The organism is Pseudomonas sp. FG-3G, assembly GCF_901007645.1.
In the GTDB taxonomy this organism is placed as follows: Bacteria; Pseudomonadota; Gammaproteobacteria; order Pseudomonadales; family Pseudomonadaceae; genus Aquipseudomonas; species Aquipseudomonas rhizophila.
The window spans coordinates 20614-46840 of record NZ_CAAKGZ010000016.1 but is presented as its reverse complement, the minus strand read 5'-3'; the positions used below and the strand labels follow the sequence as shown (position 1 = coordinate 46840).

At 61.1% G+C, this 26227-nt stretch carries 24 protein-coding genes, 5 tRNA genes and 1 pseudogene; 10 read left to right on the top strand and 20 right to left on the bottom strand.

What is annotated here, in order from left to right; genetic code table 11:
• Window positions 1-40 precede the first annotated feature (40 nt).
• From PSEUDOMOFG3G_RS07540 to uvrB, 10 genes are all read right to left on the bottom strand, one after another.
• Complete coding sequence (locus PSEUDOMOFG3G_RS07540; RefSeq protein ID WP_047229250.1) at window positions 41-1000, bottom strand: tRNA-dihydrouridine synthase; 960 nt, start codon at window positions 998-1000, stop codon at window positions 41-43.
• A gap of 247 nt (window positions 1001-1247) precedes the next feature.
• Window positions 1248-1697, bottom strand: a complete 450-nt coding sequence (locus PSEUDOMOFG3G_RS07535; RefSeq protein ID WP_047229251.1) for a thioesterase family protein — start codon at window positions 1695-1697, stop codon at window positions 1248-1250.
• 85 nt (window positions 1698-1782) lie between these two features.
• Window positions 1783-2616, bottom strand: a complete 834-nt coding sequence (locus PSEUDOMOFG3G_RS07530; RefSeq protein WP_047229252.1) for an alpha/beta fold hydrolase — start codon at window positions 2614-2616, stop codon at window positions 1783-1785.
• 28 nt (window positions 2617-2644) lie between these two features.
• Entirely contained in the window at window positions 2645-3184 is a 540-nt protein-coding gene (locus PSEUDOMOFG3G_RS07525) for a TetR/AcrR family transcriptional regulator (RefSeq protein WP_139049558.1), read from the bottom strand.
• Between the two features lie 180 nt (window positions 3185-3364).
• Window positions 3365-3440: transfer RNA gene (locus PSEUDOMOFG3G_RS07520), tRNA-Glu, on the bottom strand.
• A gap of 75 nt (window positions 3441-3515) precedes the next feature.
• Window positions 3516-3591 (bottom strand) — tRNA-Ala (locus tag PSEUDOMOFG3G_RS07515).
• Between the two features lie 53 nt (window positions 3592-3644).
• A tRNA-Glu gene (locus tag PSEUDOMOFG3G_RS07510) sits at window positions 3645-3720 on the bottom strand.
• A gap of 79 nt (window positions 3721-3799) precedes the next feature.
• Window positions 3800-3875: transfer RNA gene (locus PSEUDOMOFG3G_RS07505), tRNA-Ala, on the bottom strand.
• Between the two features lie 146 nt (window positions 3876-4021).
• Window positions 4022-5503, bottom strand: coding sequence for a glutamate--tRNA ligase (gene gltX / locus PSEUDOMOFG3G_RS07500; protein ID WP_047229254.1), 1482 nt, complete (start codon window positions 5501-5503; stop codon window positions 4022-4024).
• Window positions 5504-5734: 231 nt separating this feature from the next.
• Window positions 5735-7750 (bottom strand): excinuclease ABC subunit UvrB, encoded by a 2016-nt coding sequence (gene uvrB, locus PSEUDOMOFG3G_RS07495; protein ID WP_076383911.1) that lies wholly within the window; start codon window positions 7748-7750, stop codon window positions 5735-5737.
• A gap of 332 nt (window positions 7751-8082) precedes the next feature.
• Between uvrB and PSEUDOMOFG3G_RS07490 the strand changes: the two genes are divergently transcribed.
• On the top strand, window positions 8083-9279 hold the full coding sequence (locus PSEUDOMOFG3G_RS07490) for an amino acid aminotransferase (RefSeq protein ID WP_139049556.1): 1197 nt from the start codon (window positions 8083-8085) through the stop codon (window positions 9277-9279).
• A 212-nt stretch (window positions 9280-9491) separates the two neighbouring features.
• On the opposite strand, the gene PSEUDOMOFG3G_RS07485 is transcribed toward PSEUDOMOFG3G_RS07490, so the two are convergent.
• Window positions 9492-9719 (bottom strand): hypothetical protein, encoded by a 228-nt coding sequence (locus PSEUDOMOFG3G_RS07485; protein WP_047229257.1) that lies wholly within the window; start codon window positions 9717-9719, stop codon window positions 9492-9494.
• A gap of 234 nt (window positions 9720-9953) precedes the next feature.
• Between PSEUDOMOFG3G_RS07485 and PSEUDOMOFG3G_RS07480 the strand changes: the two genes are divergently transcribed.
• The 3 genes from PSEUDOMOFG3G_RS07480 (at window position 9954) to PSEUDOMOFG3G_RS07470 (ending at window position 10740) form a co-directional block, all read left to right on the top strand.
• Window positions 9954-10029, top strand: a tRNA-Asn gene (locus tag PSEUDOMOFG3G_RS07480).
• A 245-nt stretch (window positions 10030-10274) separates the two neighbouring features.
• On the top strand, window positions 10275-10469 hold the full coding sequence (locus tag PSEUDOMOFG3G_RS07475; protein ID WP_047229259.1) for a hypothetical protein: 195 nt from the start codon (window positions 10275-10277) through the stop codon (window positions 10467-10469).
• A gap of 88 nt (window positions 10470-10557) precedes the next feature.
• The gene (locus tag PSEUDOMOFG3G_RS07470) at window positions 10558-10740 is read left to right on the top strand and encodes a hypothetical protein (protein ID WP_139049555.1); all 183 of its coding nucleotides are present in this window, start codon (window positions 10558-10560) and stop codon (window positions 10738-10740) included.
• Here the strand turns inward: PSEUDOMOFG3G_RS07470 and PSEUDOMOFG3G_RS07465 are convergent.
• Window positions 10737-11798, bottom strand: coding sequence for an AI-2E family transporter (locus tag PSEUDOMOFG3G_RS07465; RefSeq protein ID WP_139049554.1), 1062 nt, complete (start codon window positions 11796-11798; stop codon window positions 10737-10739). The two genes, PSEUDOMOFG3G_RS07470 and PSEUDOMOFG3G_RS07465, sit on opposite strands and share 4 nt — an antisense overlap.
• A 146-nt stretch (window positions 11799-11944) precedes the next feature.
• On the opposite strand from PSEUDOMOFG3G_RS07465, the gene yegQ reads away from it, so the two are divergent.
• On the top strand, window positions 11945-13270 hold the full coding sequence (yegQ, locus tag PSEUDOMOFG3G_RS07460; RefSeq protein ID WP_076386590.1) for a tRNA 5-hydroxyuridine modification protein YegQ: 1326 nt from the start codon (window positions 11945-11947) through the stop codon (window positions 13268-13270).
• A 269-nt stretch (window positions 13271-13539) separates the two neighbouring features.
• Here the strand turns inward: yegQ and PSEUDOMOFG3G_RS28325 are convergent, their stop codons facing one another.
• From PSEUDOMOFG3G_RS28325 to PSEUDOMOFG3G_RS07430, 7 genes and pseudogenes are all read right to left on the bottom strand, one after another.
• The gene (locus PSEUDOMOFG3G_RS28325; protein ID WP_373685067.1) at window positions 13540-14295 is read right to left on the bottom strand and encodes a methyl-accepting chemotaxis protein; all 756 of its coding nucleotides are present in this window, start codon (window positions 14293-14295) and stop codon (window positions 13540-13542) included.
• Window positions 14296-14397: 102 nt separating this feature from the next.
• Window positions 14398-15219, bottom strand: a pseudogene (locus tag PSEUDOMOFG3G_RS28320) (cache domain-containing protein); the annotation flags it as partial.
• 219 nt (window positions 15220-15438) lie between these two features.
• Window positions 15439-16755, bottom strand: a complete 1317-nt coding sequence (locus PSEUDOMOFG3G_RS07450) for a Na+/H+ antiporter family protein (protein ID WP_160891366.1) — start codon at window positions 16753-16755, stop codon at window positions 15439-15441.
• Window positions 16756-17003: 248 nt separating this feature from the next.
• Window positions 17004-18317 (bottom strand): ATP-binding protein, encoded by a 1314-nt coding sequence (locus PSEUDOMOFG3G_RS07445; protein WP_139049552.1) that lies wholly within the window; start codon window positions 18315-18317, stop codon window positions 17004-17006.
• Window positions 18314-18982, bottom strand: a complete 669-nt coding sequence (locus PSEUDOMOFG3G_RS07440; protein WP_047229265.1) for a response regulator transcription factor — start codon at window positions 18980-18982, stop codon at window positions 18314-18316. The genes PSEUDOMOFG3G_RS07445 and PSEUDOMOFG3G_RS07440 overlap by 4 nt, the downstream gene beginning before the upstream one ends.
• A complete protein-coding gene (locus tag PSEUDOMOFG3G_RS07435) occupies window positions 18982-19293 on the bottom strand; it encodes a PepSY domain-containing protein (RefSeq protein WP_047229266.1) in 312 nt (103 codons plus the stop codon). The genes PSEUDOMOFG3G_RS07440 and PSEUDOMOFG3G_RS07435 overlap by 1 nt, the downstream gene beginning before the upstream one ends.
• Entirely contained in the window at window positions 19293-19598 is a 306-nt protein-coding gene (locus tag PSEUDOMOFG3G_RS07430) for a PepSY domain-containing protein (RefSeq protein ID WP_047229267.1), read from the bottom strand. Before PSEUDOMOFG3G_RS07430 ends, PSEUDOMOFG3G_RS07435 begins: the two co-directional genes overlap by 1 nt.
• Before the next feature lie 163 nt (window positions 19599-19761).
• Between PSEUDOMOFG3G_RS07430 and PSEUDOMOFG3G_RS07425 the strand changes: the two genes are divergently transcribed.
• The 5 genes from PSEUDOMOFG3G_RS07425 to codA all read left to right on the top strand — a co-directional run bounded on the left by PSEUDOMOFG3G_RS07425 (window position 19762) and on the right by codA (window position 24895).
• A complete protein-coding gene (locus tag PSEUDOMOFG3G_RS07425) occupies window positions 19762-20841 on the top strand; it encodes a patatin-like phospholipase family protein (protein WP_139049551.1) in 1080 nt (359 codons plus the stop codon).
• A gap of 83 nt (window positions 20842-20924) precedes the next feature.
• Window positions 20925-21281, top strand: coding sequence for a 6-carboxytetrahydropterin synthase QueD (gene queD, locus PSEUDOMOFG3G_RS07420; protein ID WP_047229269.1), 357 nt, complete (start codon window positions 20925-20927; stop codon window positions 21279-21281).
• A 78-nt stretch (window positions 21282-21359) separates the two neighbouring features.
• On the top strand, window positions 21360-22190 hold the full coding sequence (locus tag PSEUDOMOFG3G_RS07415) for an alpha/beta fold hydrolase (RefSeq protein WP_139049550.1): 831 nt from the start codon (window positions 21360-21362) through the stop codon (window positions 22188-22190).
• Between the two features lie 171 nt (window positions 22191-22361).
• Window positions 22362-23633, top strand: coding sequence for a cytosine permease (gene codB, locus PSEUDOMOFG3G_RS07410; RefSeq protein ID WP_076383905.1), 1272 nt, complete (start codon window positions 22362-22364; stop codon window positions 23631-23633).
• A 14-nt stretch (window positions 23634-23647) separates the two neighbouring features.
• Window positions 23648-24895 carry a cytosine deaminase gene (gene codA / locus PSEUDOMOFG3G_RS07405; RefSeq protein ID WP_107322224.1) on the top strand — a complete coding sequence of 416 codons (1248 nt, stop codon included), beginning with the start codon at window positions 23648-23650 and terminating at the stop codon, window positions 24893-24895.
• Window positions 24896-25069: 174 nt separating this feature from the next.
• On the opposite strand, the gene PSEUDOMOFG3G_RS07400 is transcribed toward codA, so the two are convergent.
• A complete protein-coding gene (locus tag PSEUDOMOFG3G_RS07400; RefSeq protein WP_139049549.1) occupies window positions 25070-26062 on the bottom strand; it encodes a diaminopimelate epimerase in 993 nt (330 codons plus the stop codon).
• Between the last annotated feature and the right edge of the window lie 165 nt (window positions 26063-26227).

The window sequence follows — 26227 nt, the reverse complement described above, 5'->3', positions numbered from 1 at the left end:
ACCGCCAAAAACTTTTCAAGAGGTTGTTTTGAAATTTTTTTCAGGCCGCTTCGGTGCGCTGCACGCCGAGCAAATGGCCTACCGCGTCCAGGTCGGTTTCCCGGCGCAGGGCGGTAAACAGCTCCACCGCTTCGGGATAATTGCGAGTCAGCATCGCCAGCCACTGCTTCAACCGGCCGGGCGCCTGGCGTGGGGTCAATTGCTCGACCACCTGCACCCAGAAGTCCTGGAGCATCGGTTGCAACTCTGCCCAGGACAGCTCGATCACCTCTTCACCGGCCCTGGCCGCAGCGATCTGCCGGGCCAAATCAGGACGGGAAACGAGTCCGCGGCCGAGCATGATGTCTTCCACACCACTGATCTCGCGGCACCGGCGCCAGTCTTCAACGCTCCAGATATCGCCGTTGGCGAATACCGGGACCTTGACCACCTCCTGAACCCGTGGGATCCACTCCCAGTGGGCCGGTGGTTTATAGCCGTCGGTCTTGGTCCGCGCATGCACCACAATGTGCGCCGCGCCACCTTCGGCCAATGCCGTGGCACAGACCAACGCCCCATCCGGGCTGTCGAAACCCAGGCGCATCTTGGCGGTAACGGGAATGTGCCTGGGCACCGCGCGGCGCACGTGCTCGACAATTTCGTTGAGCAGCTCCGGCTCTTTGAGCAACACCGCCCCACCCCGTGATTTATTCACAGTCTTGGCCGGACAGCCGAAGTTCAGGTCGATAACCTGCGAACCCAGCTCGCAGGCCAATGCGGCGTTTTCCGCCAGGCACACCGGATCGGAACCCAGCAATTGCACCCGCAGCGGTACGCCGGCAGCGGTCCGGGCACCGGTCAGCAGCTCAGGGGCAAGCTTGTGGAAATAGGCCGGTGTGAGCAGACGGTCATTGATACGAATGAACTCGGTCACGCACCAGTCGATACCGCCAACACGGGTCAGAACGTCCCGCAGGATGTTGTCAACCAACCCCTCCATGGGCGCCAGGGCAATTTGCATGGAAAAACACACTCAACGAAAAACGTGCGGCAGTTTACCGGATTTTGCCCACCACATCGGAATTCACCACCAATCCCCTGTGGGAGTTGAGCTTGCTCGCGATAGCGCTGGGTCAGCTTGCATTGATACCGAATGTGCGGCCGTCATCGCGAGCAAGTTCGGCTCCCACACTGGATCCCGCGTGTTCACAGATTCTGCATCCACCACAGTTCCCTGTGGGAGCGAGCTTGCTCGCGATAGCGCTGGGTCAGTCTATGAGAATGCCGGATGTCATCAGCGCAGGACCATAACCCTCGATGAACTCCGGTGGCATGCGCTTGGGCCTGCCAGTGGACAGTTCGATGCAAACAAAGGTGGTCTGGGCGCGCAGCAACGTGGTGTTGTCACTGGGGCGAATCAGCTGGAAATGCCGATTCATCTTCAATCGCTGATCCCAGTCGACGATCCAGGTAGCCAGTTGCAGCTCGTCACCTTCGTAGGCCGCCGCCAGGTAATCGATCTCATGACGCACAACCGCCATGGCCCGGTCCAGCCGCCGATACTCCACCAGATCCAGCCCCAGGCGCTGGGAATGGCGCCAGGCACAGCGCTCAAGCCAGGTGACGTATACCGCGTTATTGGCGTGGCCCAGCCCGTCGATGTCTTCGGCATTTACTTGAAGATCAATAATGAACGGCGTTGCCCGATCCCAGCCCATGCCCCTCTCCCGGTCGAATTTGGTGGGGGCCAGTGTAACGGATCCGAGCTTGACCGCCATCGCGGCCAAGCCTTGCTCCCACAGATCAAGCCGATTGCCGTGCTTGCAGACTGCGCCCGGCCAGCAGGGATAACACGCCATCAATGACGCGAGGATCGGCCAGCACCCGCTGGTGGCCGCCCTGCGGCAAGCGCAGCAAGCGGCTGTCGAACCAGGCTTCGTGAATCAGTTGCGATTCCTTGACCGAAACGAAGGTGTCGTCCTCGGCATGGACAATCAGCCCGGGCACGTCCAGCTGGTAATGGGCGACATCCATCCTCGAAGCCGGCATGCCCACATCGTTTTCCACTTGGCGAATGAAGGCCGATCGCGCCTTGGGCGGCAGCCCCATCATCCGGGCGAACCCACGCAGCACGCCAAGAATGCGCGCAGGCGCTGCAATGCTGACCAGAGTCTCGGTCCGCAACCCCAGCTGAACCGCGAGCATGGCACTGGCACCACCCATGGAATGCCCAACCACGGCTTGCAGCGGCGGTAACTCCGCCGCGGCTTCGAGCATGGCCCTGGCGAACAGCAGGACATTGGCCTCGCGTCCAGGTGAACGACCATGGGCCGGGCCGTCCAGCGCCACCACCGTGTAGCCAGCACCTACCAGCGCCGTGATCAGCGCGGCAAATTGCGTGGGTCGCCCTTCCCAGCCATGCATCAACAAGACAGTCGGGCCTTTGCCCCAGCGCAAGGCGGACAGACCGAAGCGTAAGGTGATGCGCTCGGAGGTCGCCAGCAATGGCAACTCCCAATCCCTTGGCGGCAAGTCCCGGGGACGCATGAACAGCGATCGCATCTTCTTCGCCACCAGGCCCGGGGCCACCCATCCCAGCGTGCCATTGACGCCACGAATCCAGCTAAACCTGTTCATCGCTCATCTCCAGGGCTTGCGCCTTAGCTCATCGCACCGCCGACTTGGCAGCGCGCAGCAACCGATCCGATAACTCTCCCGGGCCCAACGCTCGTGCCAAGGCCAGGCCGCCGACCATCAGGGCAATGTCCGCCAAGGCCTTGTCGGCGTCTTCCGGGCTGGCCGCCAACTGCGCAACCATCAGCTCAATATGCTCATTGAGCACCTCACGAAACTCATCCGGCAGCCGCCCGAGCTCGCCGACCGATGCCGGGATCGGGCAGGCCAGATCGGTGGTATCACGGTGCTTGCGCGACAGGTAGAACGCCGCCGCCAGGGTTCGCCGCTCCTCACCGGTCAGCTCGGCATCCATCTCGGCGATCAGACCGCGACGCTGGCTGAGCAGTTGCTTGAATGCCTCCAGCATCAAGGCATCCTTGCTTTCGAAGTGGGCATAGAAGCCGCCCACTGTCAGCCCGGCGGCGCCCATCACCTCGCCGACACTCGGCTCGGCCGGCCCCCGCTGAATCAGCGCAGCACTGGCGGCCTTGAGTATGCGTTCGCGGGTTTGCGCTTTTTTATCGCTCATCGTTACCTCCGAATATTACGACTGAAATATTATCTATGTAATAATTTTCCGCAAGCGGAAATTTTGACCGCTGGTCAGAAGCATCGTTAAAGGAATTGAAGATTGGCCGAACGCCAGACAAACAAAAGGGCCATTCAAGAATTGAATGACCCTTATAAAATCCCGCAGAGCGGGTAATCGTGGCGTCCCCTAGGGGACTCGAACCCCTGTTACCGCCGTGAAAGGGCGGTGTCCTAGGCCACTAGACGAAGGGGACACAAACCTTCTAACTTGATCAGCGCTGAGAACTGATCGATTCAAGGTCGGTGTGGCCAAACCTTGAACCTGTAATTGGTGGAGCTAGACGGGATCGAACCGTCGACCTCTTGCATGCCATGCAAGCGCTCTCCCAGCTGAGCTATAGCCCCGGATTTTTCGCCTCGCGGCGGAGCGACATCTTGCAACATCGCTTCTGTAAAACTGGCGTCCCCTAGGGGACTCGAACCCCTGTTACCGCCGTGAAAGGGCGGTGTCCTAGGCCACTAGACGAAGGGGACGCAAACCCTTCTATACAACTGATCAACGCTGAGTGTTGATCGCTTCAAGACCGGTGTGGCCAGGCCTTGAAGTGTAAATTGGTGGAGCTAGACGGGATCGAACCGTCGACCTCTTGCATGCCATGCAAGCGCTCTCCCAGCTGAGCTATAGCCCCTCATCGCTGAGGACGGGGCGAATCTTAAGGGCGTATCCGAGGGCTGTCAAATTTATTTTCAACAAATTTGAAAGTTTTTTGCCGGGATAACAATCACTTACCGACAAACCCCGGAAAACCGGGGTATGTCCTGCCTCATCGAGCACTCAGGCAATCGCGCCCAGCAGTTTTTCCCACTCCTTGTTCTCCTTCTTCGACACACCACCGAGCAGATCGATGGCCTGGCGCAGACGGAAACGGGTCAGGTCCGGGCCAAGGATCTCCATGGCATCGAGCACCGACACCGAGCTGGCCTGGCCAGTAATGGCGGCGAACATCAGCGGCATGGCATCACGCAGTTTCAGCTCCAGCGATTCGACCACGGCCTGGATGGTCGCGGTGATGCTGTCCTTTTCCCACTGACGCAGACTTTCGAGCTTCCACAGGATCAGCTGCATCAACTGGCGCACTTGATCACCGGAAAGCTTCTTGGACTCGAACAGCTTCGCATCCGGGGTCACGCCGCCGGCAAAGAAGAAGCCGGCCAGGGGTGCGATCTGGCTGAACGTCTCCACCCTGCCCTGCACATGGGGAGCGATTTTCATCATGTACTCAGGGTTGAATGCCCACTTCTGTACACGCGCAGCAAACTCCTCCACCGGCAGGTCACGCAACCACTGACCGTTGAGCCAGGAGAGTTTCTCGACATCGAAGATCGGACCACCCAGCGACACCCGCGACAGGTCGAAGTGCTCGACCATTTCCTGCAGCGAGAACTTCTCGCGCTCGTCCGGCATCGACCAGCCCATGCGCCCCAGGTAGTTGAGCATCGCCTCAGGCATGAAGCCCATGCGTTCGTAGAAGGTCACCGACGTCGGGTTCTTGCGCTTGGACAGCTTGCTCTTGTCCGGGTTACGCAGCAGTGGCATGTAGCACAGCTGCGGTTGTTCCCAGCCGAAGTATTCGTAGAGCAGGATCAGTTTCGGCGCCGACGGCAGCCACTCTTCACCGCGCAGGACGTGGGTGATGCCCATCAGGTGATCGTCGACCACGTTCGCCAGGAAATACGTCGGCAGGCCGTCGGTCTTCATCAGCACTTGCATGTCCATGCGATCCCACGGGATCTCGACATCGCCGCGCAGCATGTCCGGCACCACGCAGACGCCTTCGGTCGGCACCTTCATGCGGATCACATGGGGCTCACCGGCGGCCAGGCGACGGGCGACTTCTTCCTTGGACAGCAGCAGCGCGCGGCCGTCGTAGCGTGGGGTCTCGCCGCGAGCGATCTGCTCGGCGCGCATCTGGTCCAGCTCTTCGGCGGTACAGAAGCACGGGAAGGCGTGCCCCATGTCTACCAGTTGCTGGCAGTACTGCTGATAGATGTCACCGCGCTCGCTCTGGCGGTAAGGACCGTGCGGGCCGCCAACGTCCGGACCTTCGCTCCAGTCGATGCCCAGCCAGCGCAGGGCGTCGAAGATCTGCTGTTCGGACTCGCGGGTCGAACGCAGCTGGTCGGTGTCCTCGATCCGCAGGATGAACTCACCGCCGTGCTGCTTGGCAAAGCAATAGTTGAACAAAGCGATGTAAGCGGTGCCGACATGGGGATCGCCAGTGGGCGAAGGCGCGATGCGGGTGCGGACGGTGGTCATGGCATGTCTCGGAAAGAATATAAAAGCGAAGATGAAACAGGGGGCGAATGGTAACAGGCGATGGTGGGCGGGCTCCAGTGAGAGGGGGATTTGTGTGGCACCTGTCAGACCGAGGCACCTTCAATCGCGAGCAGGCTCGCTCCCACAGGGAACCAAGTTGTCCGGACTGGACGCGGTCCATTGTGGGAGCGAGCCTGCTCGCGATAAGGCCATTACCGTGGCCACACAACCTCAGACAGTCAGCAACCGCTCGCGCAGCTTGCCAATCTCGTCACGCAACTGCGCAGCCGCTTCAAACTCCAGGTCCCGGGCCAGCTGGTACATTTTTTCTTCCAACTGACGGATACGCTTGCTGATTTCGCTCGGCGAGCGCAGTTCGGCTTCGTAACGGGCGCTCTCTTCGGCGGCCTTGGCCATGCCCTTGCGCTTCTTGCTGCGCGAGCCGGGCACAGTGGCGCCTTCCATGATGTCGGCGACGTCCTTGAACACCCCTTTTGGCGTGATGCCATTGGCCAGGTTGAAGGCAATCTGTTTATCGCGACGACGCTCGGTCTCGCCGATAGCCCGTTCCATGGAACCGGTGATGCGATCGGCATAAAGAATCGCCCGGCCGTTGAGGTTACGCGCCGCCCGACCGATGGTCTGGATCAACGAACGCTCGGAGCGCAGGAAACCTTCCTTGTCGGCGTCCAGAATCGCCACCAGTGACACCTCCGGCATGTCCAGACCTTCGCGCAGCAGGTTGATCCCCACCAGCACGTCGAACGTACCCAGGCGCAGGTCGCGGATGATCTCGACCCGCTCCACCGTGTCGATGTCCGAGTGCAGGTAGCGCACCCGCACACCGTGGTCGGCCAGATAATCAGTCAAGTCTTCGGCCATGCGCTTGGTCAGCGTGGTGACCAGCACCCGCTCCTCCACTGCCACACGCTTGGAGATTTCCGAGAGCAGATCATCGACCTGAGTCAGCGCCGGGCGCACTTCAACCTGCGGATCGACCAGCCCGGTGGGCCGTACCACCTGCTCGACCACCCGGCCGGCATGCTCGGCCTCGTAGTTGCCTGGGGTGGCGGAGACAAAAATCGTCTGCGGACTCACACTTTCCCATTCGTCAAAACGCATCGGCCGGTTATCCAGGGCCGAAGGCAGACGGAAGCCGTATTCCACCAGGGTTTCCTTGCGGGACCGGTCGCCTTTGTACATGGCGCCGACCTGGGGCACGCTGACGTGGGATTCGTCGATCACCAGCAAGGCATCGGCCGGCAGATAGTCATACAACGTAGGCGGTGGCGCGCCCGCCGGGCGACCCGACAGGTAGCGCGAGTAGTTTTCGATGCCGTTGCAGTAACCCAGCTCCAGGATCATCTCCAGGTCGAATCGGGTCCGCTGCTCCAGCCGCTGGGCTTCCACCAGTTTGTTGTTCGACCGCAAGTATTCCAGGCGCTCCTGCAATTCAACCTTGATCCCCTCGATAGCGCCCAGCAGGGTTTCCCGGGGCGTAACGTAGTGGCTCTTGGGGTAGAAGGTGAAACGCGGCAGCTTGCGGATCACCTCGCCGGTCAGCGGATCGAACGCCGAAAGACTCTCCACTTCGTCATCGAACAGCTCGATGCGGATCGCCTCCAGGTCCGATTCCGCCGGGTAGATGTCGATCACGTCGCCACGGACCCGGAACGTTGCCCGGGCGAAATCCATGTCGTTGCGGGTGTATTGCAGGTCCGCCAGGCGGCGCAGCAAGGCTCGCTGGTCGAGCTTGTCGCCACGATCAACGTGCAAGACCATCTTCAGGTACGTTTCCGGGCTACCCAGACCATAGATGCAAGACACCGTGGTGACGATGATCGCGTCCTTGCGTTCGAGCAATGCCTTAGTGGCCGAGAGCCGCATCTGTTCGATGTGATCGTTGATCGAAGCATCCTTCTCGATGAAGGTGTCCGAAGACGGTACGTAGGCTTCGGGTTGGTAGTAGTCGTAATAGGAGACGAAGTACTCCACCGCGTTGTTGGGGAAAAACGCCTTGAACTCGCCATACAGCTGCGCCGCCAGGGTCTTGTTCGGTGCCAGCACCAGGGTCGGGCGCTGCACCTGGGCAATCACGTTGGCGATGCTGAAAGTCTTGCCCGAGCCTGTCACACCGAGCAGCGTCTGGTGCGCCAGTCCGGCCTCGATGCCTTCGACCATCAGGCGAATGGCTTCCGGCTGGTCGCCGGCGGGCTGGAATCGGGTGACTAGCTGGAATTCAGACATAACATAACCTCTGGGTTCACCCCTGTCGGCCAGCCAACAGGAACGAGAAAGACCGAAACGACTGATGTCGCCCGAGGAAAAAACTGGGATGCATACAATGTGGAGGTGAATGCCTTCGCTTTCAAGACGAACGTCCTACACGCCTTGAAGTCTTTGACGCCGCCAGGGGACTAACGGTCGAAAAAAAACGAAAATACTTGCCTTAAAAACCGAATCGCCTGTCGCCGCGCCCGGTGATGGCCTCTATACTAGCTCCCCGTTTGTGCACCGCTCTAGTGCATTCGGCTGGAGCGCTACACGTCCCCTCACACTCCATTCAGAGCCGCGCAATAATGAGCCTGTTTTCCGCTGTCGAATTGGCACCACGCGACCCCATCCTGGGCCTCAACGAAGCATTCAACGCCGACACCCGTACCAATAAGGTCAACTTGGGCGTGGGTGTTTACTGCAACGAAGAGGGGCGCATTCCACTTCTGCGCGCCGTTGTCGAAGCCGAGACGATCCGCGTGGCCCAACACGTTTCCCGTGGTTACCTGCCGATCGACGGCATTGCCGCCTACGACCAGGCGGTCCAGACCCTGCTGTTTGGCAAGGACTCGCCGCTGATCGCCTCCGGCCGCGTCATCACCACCCAGGCCGTGGGCGGCACTGGCGCACTGAAGATCGGCGCCGACTTCCTCAAGCAACTGCTGCCTGACGCCGTCGTGGCCATCAGCGATCCAAGCTGGGAAAACCACCGCGCGCTGTTCGAAACTGCCGGTTTCCCGGTGCAGAACTACCGCTACTACGACGCCGCTACCCATGACGTGAACCGCAACGGCCTGCTGGAAGACCTCAACGCCCTGCCCGACCGCTCGATCGTCGTGCTGCACGCCTGCTGCCATAACCCCACCGGCGTGGACCTGAGCCCGCAAGACTGGAAAAACGTACTGGACGTGGTCAAGGCCAAGAACCACGTTCCATTTTTGGACATGGCTTATCAGGGCTTTGGCGACGGTATCGACGAAGACGCCGCCGCCGTGCGCCTGTTCGCCGAGTCGGGCCTGACTTTCTTTGCGTCCAGCTCGTTCTCCAAATCGTTCTCCCTGTACGGCGAGCGCGTTGGCGCCCTGTCGATCGTCAGCGAATCGAAAGAGGAAAGTGCCCGGGTACTGTCCCAGGTCAAGCGCGTGATCCGCACCAACTACTCCAACCCGCCGACCCACGGCGCCAGTATTGTCGCAGCCGTGCTCAACAGCCCGGAACTGCGGGCCCAATGGGAAGCGGAACTGGCCGAAATGCGTCTGCGGATTCGCGGCATGCGCAACCAGATGGTGGATATGCTGGCTAAAGCCGCTCCGCACCGGGATTTCAGCTTCGTCGCACGCCAGCGCGGGATGTTTTCCTACTCCGGCCTGACCGTTGAACAAGTGACGCGCCTGCGCAACGAGTTCGGCATCTATGCCCTGGACACCGGCCGCATCTGCGTGGCCGCACTGAACCAGAACAACATCGATGCGGTGACCAAGGCGATTGTTCAGGTGATCTGAAGGCCGCCGGGATGAAAAAAGGGAAGCCAAGGCTTCCCTTTTTTTGCGTTCACGCTGACCCCGTGGCGAGGGAGCTTGCTCCCGCTGGGCTGCGAAGCAGCCCTAAAGCCAGCCACCTCGGTGTGTCAGACTGATTGACTCAAGCATTTCCTAGGGCTGCTGCGCAGCCCAGCGGGAGCAAGCTCCCTCGCCACAAAAGCAACTCGTCGAAATTACAGCTCCGTCGCCCGCTGACTCGCAGCATCGTCGTAGATCACATACAACGACTCGGCAATCTGACTCTTGATGGCCTTGGTGCTTTCCAGCCCCAGGACAAAACCCTCGGCCTTGCCACCGGCACGGTTCAATTCGTCAGCGGTGCTGGCCTGGGTGATGGCATCGTAGAGTTTCTCCGCGTGCGGTCCCACGCCCTTGGGCAAGCTGATCTGGGCGGTGCTCATAGGCGCACCTCAGTGTGGTTGCCTGTGTGAAGCGGTAACAGATGATTCATGGCGCAAACCTTTGTTTGGCGAATGGCCGGCAGCGCGTCCAGCCACTTCCGGGGGACCATGGTAGCCCTCTCCTGCCGTTGCGGTAACCGCCAATCGCCGATTAATCGCCAACGGACCTGAGGAATGTGCCGGCCGGCAAGAGAAGCTTGACTTCTCTTTTCCAATCAGTAACATACGCGTCATTCCGCGATAGCTCAGTTGGTAGAGCAAGTGACTGTTAATCACTGGGTCCCTGGTTCGAGTCCAGGTCGTGGAGCCAGACAGCAGCAGATCAAGCCCCTGAATCGAAAGATTCAGGGGCTTTTTTGTGGGCGAAAGAAAGGGCTGATTGATTGAAAAGGCTTGCCGATGTCGCTGGCGGAACAATCAGTCAGGCCCGAACAGGCATCATGGTCTGAATCCTGCTTGAATTTGCCAGGCCCGACCGTCACGTGCACGTCATGAGGACGTCGCAAACTGGCGTTGTCCGCCAACAAACATCTCCATAACAACAAGGACGAAGACATGCCCACGCAACACCCGCACCGCAACAATGATCTGTGTACCTCCAGCAAGGTGTACACCGCGCTGACTGAACTCAAGCACCTGGAAGGCCACCGCAGCGCCAAATTCCTTTCGCTGCTGACGCAACACCTGGTGCGCAAGGGCTTGCTCAACGAGCAGGAAGTGGTGCACATGCTCGATCTGGTCGTCGATTGAGCAGCATCGATTCCTACTATTGAAGCGGTTGATTTTTCCTCCCCCCTGCTGAGTCGTAAGGTAACTCCATCGATTGATGGAGGTTCCCATGCCCAAGGTTCAAATCATGTCTGTCATTGGCAGCGCCGTGCCCACCCCGCTCAGGGAGCGTGGTCTGTTGGCCTGCTGGTATCTGGTGCAGGACGGCGTCACCATCAGCGGTCCGCTGACTTCTCTGCCCGCCGCCCAAGCCCTGTCACAACGTATCGGCCCTTATCTGCTGACGGCCTAGGGCAATCGCACCCGCGGCTTGCTTTCGACGAACAGCGCCCAACACGACATGAACAGCGCGGCGATCAGCGGGCCGATCACAAATCCGTTCAGCCCGAACACCGCCAGCCCGCCCAATGTCGAGACCAGCACCATGTAGTCGGGCATCTTCGTATCCTTGCCCACCAGGATGGGGCGCAGGAAATTGTCCACCAGGCCAATGACGAATATCCCGAACAGGGTCAATACCACGCCCTGCCAGATGGCCCCGGAGAGCAGGAAATACACTGCCACCGGCGCCCAGACCAGGCCCGCGCCCACCGCCGGCAACAGCGACAGAAAGGCCATCAGCACCGCCCAGAGCAACACCGTGGGAATCCCCAGGATCCAGAAAATCAGCCCACCCAATGCCCCTTGGGTGATGGCCACCAGCAGGTTTCCCTTCACCGTTGCCCGCACCACACGGTTGAACTTCAACTGCAGGCGACGTTTCTGGTACTCCGCCAGGGGAACGGCGGTACGGACCTTGCGCACCAGCTCAGGGCCGTCACGCAGGAAAAAGAACAACAGATAAATCATGACGAAGAAGCTCACCAGGAACTGAAACGTGCCCTGGCCGAAGCTGAACGCCTGGGTGGCGAAAAATTCGCTGCCTTGCATCGCACCTTTGACGATCCGCTCTCGCAGCCCGTTCAGGTTACCCAGGCCAAAACGGTCGAGCAGGTTCTGGAAGTAAGGCGGCAAGGCATCCCGGAAGCGGGCCAGGTAATCGGCAATGTCCAACTCTCCGCTTTCCAGGCTCTTGTACAACGCCGCCCCTTCCTGGACCAGCAACGTACTGATGACGATTACCGGCAAGATCGCGATCACCACGCAAATACTCAATGTAAGCAGCGAAGTGAGGTTGCGCTGCCAGCCGAGTTTCAGTTGCAGGCGGCGCTGCATCGGCGCAAAGACGATCCCCAGGATCACTGCCCAGAACACGGCGCCATAAAACGGCAGGAGGATCCAGATGAAAGCGATGGTGACCAGAATCAACATCAGCATCTGGGACTTGTCTTGCAGGGTCTTTCGGTTCATTTCTTTTCCATATCCTTGGCGCGATAAACGTTAGTCAGCCAGGATTCGCCGGAGTGCCTTTCCCTTTGCATCCGGTGTTGATCCAGATCAATTGCACGGTACCCGTCGTGGCGTACTCTCGGCGCTTTTTGCGATCCGACGCTACCATGCCCTTCGTTGCCCCCGAACTGCTCGCCCCCGCCGGCACCCTGAAAAACATGCGTTATGCCTTCGCCTACGGCGCCGACGCGGTGTACGCCGGTCAGCCGCGCTACAGCCTGCGTGTGCGTAACAACGAGTTCGACCACGCCAACCTGGCCTTGGGCATTGGCGAGGCCCAGGCCATGGGCAAGCGCTTCTATGTGGTGGTGAACATCGCGCCCCACAACGCCAAGCTGCGCACCTTCCTCAAAGACCTGGAGCCTGTGATTGCCATGGCACCGGACGCGCTGATCATGTCCGACCCCGGCTTGATCATGCTGGTGCGCCGGCATTTCCCGCAGATGCCGATTCATCTGTCGGTGCAGGCCAACACCGTGAACTGGGCCAGCGTCGAGTTCTGGCAACAGCAGGGCTTGAGCCGCATCATCCTGTCCCGGGAGCTGTCCTTGGAGGAGATCGCCGAAATCCGTGAGCAGGTGCCGGCCATGGAACTGGAAGTGTTCGTTCACGGGGCGCTGTGCATGGCCTATTCCGGACGTTGCCTGCTGTCGGGCTACCTGAACCGGCGCGACGCCAACCAGGGCAGTTGCACCAACGCCTGTCGCTGGAAATATTCGGCGCAACCGGCGCAGGAAAACGCGGTGGGCGATATCGTGCAGACCTGGCCAGCCGAACCGACCCTGGGCCTCGGCGCGCCCACCGACCAGGTGTTCCTGCTTCAGGAAGCGAACCGCCCGGAGGAATCGATGCCGGCCTTCGAGGATGAGCACGGCACCTACATCATGAACGCCAAGGATCTGCGGGCCGTGCAACACGTGGAGCGGCTTGCCCGCATGGGCGTGCATTCCTTGAAGATCGAAGGCCGGACCAAGTCGCACTTTTATTGCGCACGCACCACCCAGGTCTATCGCCGGGCGATCGACGACGCCGTGGCCGGCCGGGAGTTTGACCGCAGCCTGATGACCGATCTCGAATCCCTGGCCCAGCGCGGCTACACCGAGGGTTTTCTACGCCGGCATGTTCATGATGAGTACCAGAACTATCAGAACGGCAGCTCAGTGTCGGAGCGCCAGCAGTTCGTCGGTGAATTGACCGGCCAGCGGCGCGAGCGTCTGGCCGAAGTCCGGGTCAAGAACCGCTTTGGCCTGGGCGATCACATGGAATTGATGACCCCCAAGGGCAACTTTCACTTCGACCTGCATCAACTGCAAAACGTCAACGGCCAGGGCATCGACGTGGCACCGGGAGACGGGCATGTGGTGTACGTGCCGATTCCGGATGCGGTGGATTTGCGGTTTGGGTTGTTGATGCGGGATGTGCGAGAAGCGTAGCACCTGCACGGCCTCCCCAATAATGCAGACACCGCCAAACAATTGTGGGAGCGAGCCTGCTCGCGATAGCGCCTTCACAGTCAACATCGTCATTGACTGATCTACCGCCATCGCGAGCAGGCTCGCTCCCACAAGGTCGTGTTTGCCTGCGTCCGGCAAGAACTGCCGAAGGCTGCGATCCTCCTTTCCCGATAGGGCCCGGTTGCCCAGGCGAAACATCCGGATCGAGCACGAAAGATCGCAGCCTTCGGCAGCTCCTGCTGCACGACTCAGATGCGGAACTGCCCCACCAGTTTGCCCAGGCGTTGGCCCAGATCGGCCAAGCTGCGGGAGGTCTGGGCACCGAGTTGAGTTTCGTCGGCGACGCTGTCCACCGCCACGGCGATCTGGTGCACGCTGCGGTTGATTTCCTCGGCCACGGCGGTCTGTTCTTCAGCAGCGCTGGCGATCTGGGCGTTCATCGAATTGATGGTGCCGATCAACTGCGCCATGGTGTCCAGGGACGCCCCGGCCTCATTGGCCTGCACCGACGTGCCATCGCCCGCTTCGCTGGAGCGGCGCATCGCTTCTACCGCTGCGTGGGTGCCCGACTGCAGACGATCAATCATGCCCTGGATTTCCTGGGTACTTTGCTGAGTCCGACTGGCCAGGGCCCGCACTTCATCAGCCACCACGGCAAAACCGCGGCCCGCTTCCCCGGCGCGAGCGGCCTCGATGGCGGCGTTCAGCGCCAACAGGTTGGTCTGCTCGGCGATCGAACGAATCACCCCCAGCACGCTGACAATCGAAGCCACGTCCTGTTGCAAACTGTCCAGGGACAGGCCGCTGCTGCGAATATCGCTCACCAGTGCATGAATCTGCTGGATACTGCCGGCCACCACACGCTTGGCCGACTGGCCTTCTTCGTCGGTCTGCTGGGCCGCGACAGCGGCACCCTGGGCACTGCGAGCCACTTCCTGGGCGGCCGAAGACATCTCGTTGATCGCCGTGGCGACCTGGTCGGTTTCGTGACGCTGACGCTCCATGGCCTGCTCGGAGCGCTGTGCCTGCTCGGAAACCTGCGCCACCAGCCCAGTCAGCTGCGAGGTCATTTCGGTGATCTGCCGGACCAGACCGTGGATCTTGTCGACAAAACGGTTGAACGAGCCGGCCAGTTGGCCGAGTTCGTCCTGGCTGGTGATCGCCAGGCGGCGAGTCAGGTCGCCCTCGCCCGCCGCGATGTCATCGAGGTTGTCTTTCATCAGGTGCAGCGGCCGCAGGATGGCATTGGCCAGCAACATGCCCACCACCGCAATCACCAGCAATACCACCACAGCAATGCCCACGATGCTCAGCAGAACGCCTTGCAGACGTTCTTGAACCTTGGCCTCAACCAGTGCTACCTGAGCTTCAATGCCGTCCAGGTTGACCGAGCTGCCGACCGCCATGTCCCACTTGGGCAAGTAGTCGGTGTAGCCGAGCTTTGGCACCAGTTCCTTGCTGTTTGGCAGTGGCGAGCTGTATTCCAGATAGTGGGTTCCGTCCTTGGCGACTTTCACCAGGTCACGGTTGACATAGACACCATTGGGATCGCGGTTGTCCTTGAAGTTTTTGCCCACACCGTCGGGGCTGTTGGCCTTGAAGAGACGAACAGTTTCGGAGTCGTAACCGAAGAAATAGCCGTCCTTGCCGTAGGTGACGTTCGACAGCAGCTTGATAGCCTCGGCCCGCGCGGCGTTATCCCCCGGCGCCGACGCGTCGTACAACGGCTTGATGGCAGTAAGCCCCACCGCGACGTAATTCTGCAGGGTGGCCTTGGCGTCGCTGAGCAAGCGCTCGCGGGTTTGCTGAACCTCTTTGCCGGCCTGTTCCTTCAGAATGAAGGCCGTGGTCAGGCTGATAATAGCGGCGGATAGCAATACAGGCAGTATTGCCAAGGACAGAACTTTAGCCTTCAGGCTCAGGCGCATACTGTTCACTCTTATCGGTTTTATGGCGTGGTTAACTGTGTTAACGGCACGGCGCGGGAAAACTGTAGGACAAGGTGAAGGGCTTGCGCCGAGTGGTCAGCTAAAGAGGTGCTGGATTTTGGGGGCCTTATCGCGAGCAGGCTCGCTCTCACATTGGATATTCTGTGAACACCCCTGTGGGAGCGAGCCTGCTCGCGATGAAGGCGACTGGGTCCCGGATTACAACACCATCGCCGCCACCCAGCCAAACACCAGCAGCGGCAAGTTGTAATGGATGAAGGTCGGGACCACGGTGTCCCAGATGTGGTGGTGCTGGCCATCGATGTTCAGCCCGGAGGTCGGGCCCAGGGTCGAGTCCGAAGCGGGCGAGCCGGCATCGCCCAGGGCTCCGGCGGTGCCGACGATGCAAACGATCGCCAGCGGGCTGAAACCCAATTGCAGGCACAGCGGCACGAAGATCGTCGCCAGGATCGGCACCGTGGAGAACGACGAACCGATGCCCATGGTCACCAGCAAGCCCACCAGCAACATCAACAGGGCGCCGATGCCCTTGTTGTGGCCGATCCAGGCCGCCGAGGTTTCCACCAGGCTCTGGACTTCACCTGTTGCCTTCATCACTTCGGCAAAGCCTGAGGCGGCGATCATGATGAAACCGATCATCGCCATCATCTTCATGCCTTCGGTGAACAGGTCGTCGGTTTCGCGCCAACGCACCACCCCCGACACCGAGAAAATCAGGAACCCGACCAGGGCACCGATGATCATCGAATCCAGCAGGAGCTGAATGGCAAACGCCGCCGCGATCGCCAGTCCCGCGACCAACAGGCTCAACGGGTTGTAGCGCACGGTCACCTGTTCGGCCCTGGCGATTGTTTTCAGGTCGTAGATGCGTTTTTTGCGATACGTGAAAAACGCCATGACCAAACCAAACACCATGCCCAGCGCCGGAATGCCCATGGCATGGGTGATGTTGATGTCACTGACGTCCACGCCGCTGCGGGCGACGTTGGCCAGCAGGATCTCGTTGAGGAAGATGTTGCCAAAGCCCACCGGCAGGAACATGTAGGGCGTGATCAAGCCAAAAGTCATGACGCAGGCAATCAACCGGCGGTCCAGCTGCAGCTTGGTCAGTACATAAAGAAGCGGCGGTACCAACAGCGGGATGAAGGCGATGTGGATCGGCAGAATATTCTGGGAGGCAACCGCTACCGTTCCCAGCAAGCCGATCAGGACCCATTTGACCCCCGAGCCACCGGCGACGTCCTGGCGATCCACCATGGCCAGGGCTTTGTCGGCCAGGGCGTGAGCCATGCCGGACTTGGCAATCGCTACGGCGAAAGCACCCAGCAAAGCGTAGGACAACGCCACGGTTGCCCCGCCCCCGAGGCCGGCATTGAACGCCTTGAGCGTGGCGTCGATGCCCAGGCCGCCAGTCAGACCGCCCACCAGAGCGCCGATAATCAGCGCGATCACCACATGCACGCGGGACAGACTGAGCACCAGCATCACGCCAACCGCGGCAATTACTGCATTTATCATCATTACCTCAAAGCATAGCGATGGAGAGCCACCGGACAAAAAGGTCGCGACTTTGCAGGAAGCGGCGAGAAGCTGCAAGGGTCATGCGGCGGGTTTTATATCCGCATGAGAGCGGGAACGCACCGATATCTTGAGTCCAGCCCCAAAACAATGTGGGAGCGAGCCTGCTCGCGATAGCGGTCTGTCAGTTGATATTGAAGTGGCTGACCCGGCGCTATCGCGAGCAGGCTCGCTCCCACCAGAGATCAGCGCTTGGGCAATCCGATCGTGACCTTCAGCCCGCCCCACTCGCTGTCGCCCAGCGCCAGTGTCCCGCCCCAGGTGTCGACGATGTCCCGCACGATGCCCAGCCCCAGACCGTGGCCGTCGGTCTGCTCATCGAGCCGCGTGCCGCGGCTGAAGACTTGATCGCGGCGGTCTGCGGGAATGCCTGGCCCATCGTCTTCCACCGCCAGGCTGAACCCCTCGGCTGTCTCGCTCACGGTCAGGCGCACTTGCGCGTCGGCCCATTTGCAGGCGTTGTCCAGCAGGTTGCCCAGCAGTTCCAACAGATCTTCACGATCCCAGGGCAGGTGCAGGCCGGGCGGCGCGACGTAAGCCAAGTGCAAGTGCTCACCATGGATCATGCTCAACGTGGCCAGCAACGCCGGCAGTTCCGCGTCGCAGTCAAGATGGGCACCGGGCAAGGCATCGCCGGACAGTCGGGCGCGGTTGAGTTCGCGGTTCAGGCGCTGACGGACCTGCTCCAGTTGTTCGAGCAACAGCTTGCGCAGCTCGGGGTAAGGGTCGAGTTTTTCATTCGAGGCCAGGCTTTGCAGCACCGCCAGTGGAGTTTTCAGGGCGTGACCCAGGTTGCCCAGGGCGTTGCGTGAACGTTTGAGGCTGTCCTCGGTATGGGCCAGCAGATGGTTGATCTGCGCCACCAGCGGTTCCAGTTCCCGGGGCACCTGTTCGTCAAGTTGCGAACGCTGCCCGCGCTGCAACTGGGCGATCTGCTCCCGGGCTTTGTCCAGCGGGCGCAAGGCGCGGTGCACCGTGATGCGTTGCAACAACAGAATCAACAGCAACCCCGCCAACCCAAGTCCCAGGCCGATCTGCTGCATGCGCAGGAAGCTGTCCCGCACGGGCGTGTAGTCCTGGGCCACGCTGATGGAAATCGCCTGGCCCAGACGCCGATAGTCGGTGCGCAGGACCAGCAGCTTCTGACCTTCAGGCCCCAATTGCAGGTTGCTGTGCAGCCCCGGATGGTCGAGATGGGGCAACTCCTGGTCCCAAAGGGAGCGGGAGCGCCAATGCGTATCGGCAAAATCGATGCGGAAATAATGCCCGGAAAATGGTCGCAGATAAGCCGGCGACAAGCGTCGCTCATCCAGTTGCAGGCCTTGCGGACCACGCACCAAGGCCACCAGCAGGTTCTCGCTGTCGTTGCGCAGCCCCGCCTCCAGGTACCGCTGCAGACCCAGCTCGAACAACCACAGACTGGTCTGCGCCAGAACCAGGCCGACCACCACCATCACACCGATCAGGCCCAGGCTCAGACGCCGCTGGATCGATCTCACTGCGCCTGCCCGCCGAACAGGTAACCCTGGCCGCGACGGGTTTCGATCACGCTGCGGCCCAGCTTGCGCCGCAAGTGATTGACATGGACTTCCAGTACATTGGAATCGCGCTCGGTTTCACCGTCATACAGGTGTTCGGCGAGATGGCTCTTGGACAGGATTTGCTCGGGATGAAGCATGAAATAGCGCAGCAGGCGAAATTCGGCCGCGGTCAGTTGGATCTCGGTGCCGTCGCGGCTCACACACTGGCGACCTTCATCCAGATGCAACCCGGCCGCCTGGAGCGTCGGCTGGTTGGCCTGGCCATGGGAGCGGCGCAGCAATGCCTGGATCCGCAGGTGCAGCTCTTCGGGATGAAAGGGTTTGGTCAGGTAATCATCGGCCCCGGCCTTGAGGCCTTCGATGCGTTCGGCCCAGGAACCGCGGGCGGTCAGGATCAGCACAGGCGTGCTCAGGCCGCCCGCGCGCCATTGGGCCAACACTTCAAGCCCCGGCACACCCGGCAAGCCGAGATCGAGGATGATCAGGTCATAAGGCTCGCTGCTGCCCTGATAAACCGCGTCGCGGCCATCGGCGAGCCAGTCGACGGCGTAACCCTGCCGCGTCAGCCCGGCCATCACTTCGTCGGCCAGGGGAACATGATCTTCCACCAGAAGCAGGCGCATCAGTCTTCCTCATCTTTGAGTAAACGGCCGGTCGCGGCCTCCAGGTCCAGTTCGCGCACAACGCCGTCGGTAGCCAGCAATTCGACCTCGTAAATATAGACGCCGTGTTTTTCTTCCAGCTCGGCCTCCAGCAGTTTGGCGCCGGGGTGGCGATCCAGCGCCTGTTGCAGCAAATGTTCCAGGGGCAGGATCACGCCCTGCTGCCGCAATTGCAGGGCCTCATCCTGGTCCAGGTCTCGGGCGACGGCCAGTGAACAGAACACCAGCAGCGCCAGCCCCCAACGGCTGCGAGGGCGTAAATTAAGCTTCATTACAGATCCTGATGATTCTTGAGTACCTTGCCGTCAACCGCGTCCAATTCAAGTTCCCAGTCAACGCCCTGGGCATCGCGCAAGTCCACCTGATAGATGTACTTGCCGTATTCTTGTTCCAGCTCGGTATCGGTCAAGGTGGCGCCAGGGTGTTTGGACAAGGCAGTGGCGTTGAGTTTTTCAACCGACAGAATGGTACCAGCGTCCTGCAGCTTTTGGGCTTCGTCGGCCGTGAGATCTCGTGCGCTGGCCAGGCCACTGATGGCCATCAGGGTAACGATGAAAAAGGCAGTCAGGCGGTTCATGGGTTGTCTCCTTTTTTTGTAATCTTCACCGGGGAACTGTATCGGGGCGAACTTAACTGAAACTGAATTGCCATCATTGAACACAGATCAATGTGGGAGCGAGCCTGCTCGCTGCCACAGGGCTGACGCCGTTAAATTATCCGTTGCACCATTCGAGACCGGTATGACCGCCATCCACATCAAGTTCCCTGCCCTGACCCTCAAGGCCGGCCCTCGTGCTCTGGCACGCATTCGCCAGGCTGGCCTGAACGCTGCCGATGTCGGCATTCTGCCGGGCGCCGCTGGTGGCCCCAAGGCCTTGGGCATTCAGGGGCTGGACCTGGCGCTGTTTGGCGAGTGGCTGCCTGCCGCGCCCCGGGAGCGCTCGCTGATCGGTGCTTCGGTGGGTTCCTGGCGCTTCGCCAGCGCCTGCCTGCCGGATGCCGCCGAGGGGATCCGGCGCCTGGGCACCCTGTACAACGAGCAAAGCTTTGCCAAAGGCGTGACCATGGCCGGGGTCAGCCAGAGTTCGCAGCGCATGCTCGATGATCTGCTCCAGGGCCGTGATACGTCGATCCTCGAAAACCCGCATTACCGGCTCAACATCATGGTGGTCAAAAGTCACGGTTTGCTGGCCCAGGATCATCGCGGGCGGCTCGGCCTGGGATTGTCGTCGGTGATCGCCGACAACCTGCGCGGCAGAGCGCGCCTGTCGCGGCATTTCGAACGGCTGATCGTCCACGACCCACGCCGGGCGCCGCCGTTGCACCCGTTGAATGACTTTCCGTCACGCTTCGTCCCACTGGAGGCCGGTAATCTGCGCCAGGCGCTGCTGGCATCCGGCTCGATCCCGATGGTGATGGAGGGCGTGCGCGACCTACCCGGCGCCGGCGTTGGCACCTACCGCGACGGCGGCCTGTTGGACTACCACCTGGACCTGCCCTACAGCGGCGAAGACATCGTGCTGTATCCGCACTTCACCGACCGGGTCATTCCCGGCTGGTTCGACAAGGGCCTGCCATGGCGCCGGGGGAACGTCGAGCGCCTGCAGGACGTGCTGTTACTGGCGCCGTCCCGTGAATACCTGGCGCGCCTGCCCTTCGGCAAGCTGCCGGACCGTAACGACTTCAAGCGTTTCATGGGCGATGACACGAGCCGCCGCAAATACTGGCGCACGGCGATGGACGAAAGCCGCCGGCTCGGTGACGAGTTCCTTGAACTGGCGGCCAACGGTGGGCTGGGCGGGCGTTTGCTGACCCTTTAGTCAGCACGGTCGCGCAACGCCGGAACCAAACTGATAAACTCCGCCGCCTGCCTCGCGACCGCTACCTTAAAGAGCCTGAACCTGTGGAAATTTTCAAAGAATTCACCTTCGAATCCGCCCACCGCCTGCCCCACGTGCCAGACGGTCACAAGTGCGGCCGCCTGCACGGTCACTCGTTCAAAGTGGCGATTCACCTGAGCGGCGACATCGACCCGCACACCGGCTGGATTCGGGACTTCTCGGAGATCAAGGCGATCTTCAAACCGCTCTACGAGCGCCTGGACCACAACTACCTCAACGACATTCCCGGCCTGGAAAACCCCACCAGCGAAGTCCTGGCCAAGTGGATCTGGGAACAGTTGAAGCCATTGTTGCCGGAACTCAGTGCCATTCGCATCCATGAGACCTGCACCAGCGGTTGCATCTACCGCGGCGAGTAAGCGGGCCACAAGGACCTGTGGCATTGGCTTTTTTTGTGTCTATGCTTTTTGGCTCGAACATGCCAAGAGGACGCGACCATGAGCCACTGGCCCCTGGATCACGAATACAACTTCAACGGACACCGCATCCGTTACGCCGTCCACGGCGACGGCCCGCCGCTGGTGTTTGTCCACGGCACGCCCTTCTCTTCCTACGTGTGGCACCGAATCGCCCCGCTGTTCTTCGCCACTCACAAGGTGCATTACTTTGACCTGCTGGGTTACGGCCAATCCGCACAACCGGACGCCGACGTTTCCCTCGGTGTGCAAAACCAGTTGCTCGCGCAGTTGCTGGAACACTGGGGCCTGGATTGCCCGGACGTGGTGGCCCACGATTTTGGTGGCGCAACCGCCCTGCGCACGCACCTGCTCAACGGCAAGCACTACCGCAGCCTGACCCTGATCGATCCGGTGGCGCTGTCGCCCTGGGGTTCACCTTTTGTCCAGCATGTGCGCCAGTACGAAGCGGCGTTCAGCGGCCTGCCCGATTACATTCAGCGGGCCATCGTACCGACCTATATCCGGGGTGCGATCAACAGGCAGATCCCCGATGAAGAACTGGCGCCGTACGTGCAGCCCTGGCTTGGCGAGACCGGCCAGGCCGCGCTCTATCGGCAGATCGCGCAGATGGACGAACGCTATACCCGCGAGGTCGAACCGCTGTATGCAACCGTGCGCTGCCCGACGCAGATCCTTTGGGGAGAAGACGATCAGTGGATCCCCATCGAACGCGGTCGGGCGTTGCAACGGATGATACCGGGCGCACAGTTTCATCCCGTTCCCAATGCAGGGCATTTGGTCCAGGAAGACGCGCCGGAGGCCATCGTCGCGGCGGTGTTGCGGTTTCTAGCGCTGCTCTCTCCCACCTGAAGAAACCGCATAGGCAGTGGAAACTGTGTTCCAACTTGAACCACCGCCGCACCGCTTTCGTTCTCTTCACTTACCCAATCCCACGGATTGGCTATAAATAACCTCGCGATCACTCGCTTGGCACGGGCGCTGCACGCTTGCGACATCTTCCTCCTGCGCAAGGACCTCCACATGACTCAAAACGATCCGGGCAACGACTATCCCTTGAGCGAAGTCCCGATGCATGCCCGCAAGGGCCTGGCCTCCACGGCCATGGTGCTGCTGGGCTTCACCTTTTTCACCGCCACGATGTTTGCCGGTGGCAAGCTGGGGGTAGCGTTCGGTTTTGCCGAAATGCTCACGGTCATCGTGATCGGCAATCTGCTGTTGGGCCTGTATGCCGCCGGCCTGGGTTATATCGCCTTCAAGAGCGGGCTCAATTCGGTGCTGATGGGTCGCTTCTGTTTCGGTGAGGTGGGCAGCAAGCTCAGCGACTTGATCCTGGGTTTCACCCAGATCGGCTGGTACGCCTGGGGCACGGCGACGGCGGCGGTGGTACTGGGCAAGTATTTTCATTTGAACGAAGGCACCGTGCTGGGGCTGATGGTGCTGTTCGGCCTGGGGTTCTGCGTCACCGCCTACATCGGTTATCGCGGGCTCGAGATCCTGTCGTACATCGCCGTGCCAGCCATGATGTTGTTGCTGATGTTGTCGATGTGGGTCGCGACGGTAAAGGTCGGTGGCCTGGATGGGTTGCTGGCGGTGGTGCCGACGGGCAGCCTCGATTGGTCCACCGCCATCACGCTGGTGTTCGGCACGTTCGTCAGCGGTGCCACCCAGGCGACCAACTGGACGCGGTTTTCCCGCTCGGCGAAGATCGCGGTGCTGGCAAGCCTGATCGGCTTTTTCATCGGCAACGGCCTGATGGTATTGATCGGCGCCTACGGAGCCATCGTCTATCAGCAGCCGGACGTAGTGGAAGTTCTGCTGTTGCAAGGCTTCGCCATGGCGGCGATGGCAATGCTGCTGCTCAACATCTGGAGCACCCAGGACAACACCATCTATAACTTTGCCGTGGCCGGCTGCAATCTGCTGCGCACCCGTCGGCGCAAAACCGTGACCCTGGGCGGCGCGGCGATCGGCACACTGCTGGCCCTGCTGGGCATGTACGATCTGCTGGTGCCTTACCTGATTTTGCTGGGCACGGTGATCCCGCCGATTGGTGGAGTGATCATGGCCGATTTCTTCTTCCGCTGGCGCGGACGCTATCCGCGTCTGGCCCAAGCGCAGCTGCCGGCCTTCAACTGGCCGGGGCTGTTTGCGTACGGCGCAGGCACCCTCGCGGCGTTCACTTCGCCTTGGGTTGCGCCACTGGTAGGAATCGCCACCGGCGCGCTAACGTATGTGATATTGATCGGCCTATTGGGAATTCGCGCCACCGATACCCCCCTCCAAGATCTTTGAGAAGGACTCGCTTGATGCACATCATCAACGCCCGCCTGCGCAACCGCGAAGGCTTGCATGAACTGCACCTGGAAAACGGCCTGATCGCCAGCATTGCACGCCAGACCGAAGCCCCGAGCCTCGGCCCGCAAGACCTCGACGCCGGCGGTAATCTGGTGGTGCCGCCGTTCGTCGAACCGCACATTCATCTGGATGCCACCCTCACCGCCGGCGAACCCCGCTGGAACATGAGCGGGACGCTGTTCGAGGGCATCGAGTGCTGGGGCGAGCGCAAGGCCACCATCACCCAGGAAGACACCAAGACCCGCGCCAAAAAAACCATCCAGGCATTGGCCGCCCATGGCATCCAGCATGTGCGCACCCATGTCGACGTCACCGATCCTGACCTCACCGCCCTCAAAGCCATGCTTGAAGTGCGTGAGGAAAGTCGTCACCTGATCGACCTGCAGATCGTCGCGTTTCCCCAGGAAGGCATCGAGTCCTACCGCAACGGCCGCGAACTGATGGAGGAAGCAATTCGAATGGGTGCCGACGTGGTGGGCGGCATTCCGCATTTCGAGTACACCCGGGATCAAGGCGTAAGCTCGGTGAAATTCCTGATGGACCTGGCCGAGCGCACCGGTTGCCTGGTGGACGTGCATTGCGACGAGACCGACGACCCGCACTCGCGCTTTCTCGAAGTGCTGGCCGAAGAAGCCCGCAGCCGCGACATGGGCGCCCGCGTCACCGCCAGCCACACCACGGCCATGGGCTCCTATGACAATGCCTACTGCGCCAAGCTGTTTCGCCTGCTCGGGCACTCGGGCATCAGCTTCGTTTCCTGTCCCACCGAAAGCATCCACCTGCAAGGACGTTTCGATAACTTCCCTAAACGCCGCGGCGTCACCCGGGTCAATGAACTGCTCGAAGCGGGGATGAACGTGTGCTTCGGCCAGGACTCCATCGTCGACCCGTGGTACCCCCTGGGCAACGGCAATATCCTGCGGGTGCTGGAAGCCGGCCTGCACATCTGCCACATGCTGGGTTACCGCAACCTGCAAAGCGCCCTGGACCTGGTCACCGACAACAGCGCCAAGGCCATGGCCCTGGGCGAGCGCTACGGCCTGGAAACCGGGCGCCCGGCGAATCTGCTGATCCTCTCGGCCGACAGTGACTACGAAGTGATCCGTAGCCAGGGCCTACCGCTTTACTCCATTCGCAATGGCGAAGTGCTGATGAAGCGGCAGATGCCGATGGTGGAGTTTGCGGTTCAGCCAGGCTGAGGTCATCGCGATAGCGGTGGTTCAGTTGCATTGATGCTGGATGTGCCTGCGTCATCGCGAGCAGGCTCGCTCCCACAGTGGAGCGGCGCCGAACGCGCATTTTTGTGCCCGCTGAAGATCGAATGTGGGAGCGAGCCTGCTCGCGATGGCGTCATTGACTGCGGCGCAGATCGTCTATGACACAGACCGCGCAACACCAAACAATCTGACCCGCAGCAGCTCACCCGCCTGTTCTTCCAGCAGAATCGGTGCAGTGCCACCCGGCATCACCACACTCACCGCCCCCGCCTTCACCCAACCCACTCGCCACGCGGCGCACGCCACCGCACTGGCACTGGTGCCCGAAGAAGCGGTGGGACCTTCCCCTCGTTCAAAAATCCGCGCGGCAATGCTTGCTTCGGCCTGGCGCCAGGCCCACTGCAGGTTCACTCCCGCCGGGCAGGGAATCCCGGCCCCACCGGGCGGCGCATAGGCAATGCGCGTCAGGCTTTGCGCCAACGCCGGGGCACGCATCTGCGGGTTACTTGGCAACGTCTCGGCGCTGTCCACCAGGGTCACGCAGTGCGGGTTGCCAATATTCACGAACTGACTGCTGCCCCAGGCCGGATTCAAAGCATGGAGCGCAGCCACACGGCTGACTTCGCGCTGGTTGACGATCACGCTTTGCATGCCTTGAGCCGCGACAGCGCCGGGGCCGAAAAGTGGTTTTCCCAAGTCCAGCCAGAAACCCGAGAGACCTTCGAACTCCGCTACGCGGACCGCCGTTTGCAGCGGTGACACGCCTTCACGTTTGTCGTGATGAACCTGTAGCACACATTCGCCGTCGCTCGGCATCAAACCTTGCTCTTTGAGCGCCTGGGAGAAAATCGTCAGGCCATTGCCGCTGCGCTCGGCCAGGGTCCCGTCGGTGTTGACGATCAACAGGTCAAAAGGTGGCTCATTCTGGAACGGGCCGATCAGCAGACCATCGCTGCAATGGGCCTTGGCATCCGGCGGCGCCTGACCCGGCGCCCAACTACAGAAGGCCTGCACTGCGGCGCGGGTCCAGGCTTGGCGGGCCTGGGCAGCCTGGGCGGCTGTCGGCGGCAGGTCAATGCCTTGGGCACGGACCTGCTGCGGTGAGACCACGCCATAAATATTGCCCCGTGCATCATAAAACTGCGTCATGGACCAGACCCGGATTCAGCCAGCGAAAGCCGGTACTTTATTCCGGCCAAGGCTGTGCAGGCAAAGCGTGCTTGCCACCCACGCACCTCTTCGGCACCTTGAGGTCGCGGCGCGGTCAGTGGATGTGCAAGCATAGGGCCCGCCCGCACCATCGCCTCGCCAAAC